The 415-nt window shown below is 62.2% G+C and carries 1 protein-coding gene; it reads right to left on the reverse strand.

Features of this window, described 5'->3' with window-relative positions; genetic code table 11:
• A partial coding sequence (locus QSV46_RS39190; protein WP_314964020.1) for a hypothetical protein occupies positions 1 to 190 on the reverse strand: 190 nt, incomplete at its 3' end.
• Positions 191 to 415: the final 225 nt, after the last annotated feature.

Here is a 415-nt window from a genome sequence, read left to right on the forward strand (position 1 = left end):
GTTCACGCGTGCGAAGGACGAGGTCAACGGCATCGCCCCCGGGAGCCTTTCCAGCCGTCTCGTCTTCGCCGATCATGTCCGTGCGCCGGACGTCGCCTTTTGCTTCCGCGCCGACAATACCATCGACCTCTTCGGCCTCGTAGGCGGCACCTTCTATGACAACGATCGCCGGGCCGGTCTCGGCCTTCACGGCGGACTACATCCGAAGGAACTCGCAGCATTGGGTATCGTCGCGGGATCAGCATTTCCGAACACTGGATCCGCATCTTCTTTGTCCTCGGGGATTTGCGACGTGGCGCCGACGATCCTCCACTTGCTTGGCGTTGACGCACCGCCGACGATGTGTGGACGGGTGCTTGGCGAGGTTCTACGGCCGGCACTGTCTGCCGAGGTCGCCATCCGTGGTGAAATATTC

It is taken from the genome of Bradyrhizobium cosmicum (assembly GCF_032290525.1).
Lineage (GTDB): Bacteria > Pseudomonadota > Alphaproteobacteria > Rhizobiales > Xanthobacteraceae > Bradyrhizobium > Bradyrhizobium cosmicum_A.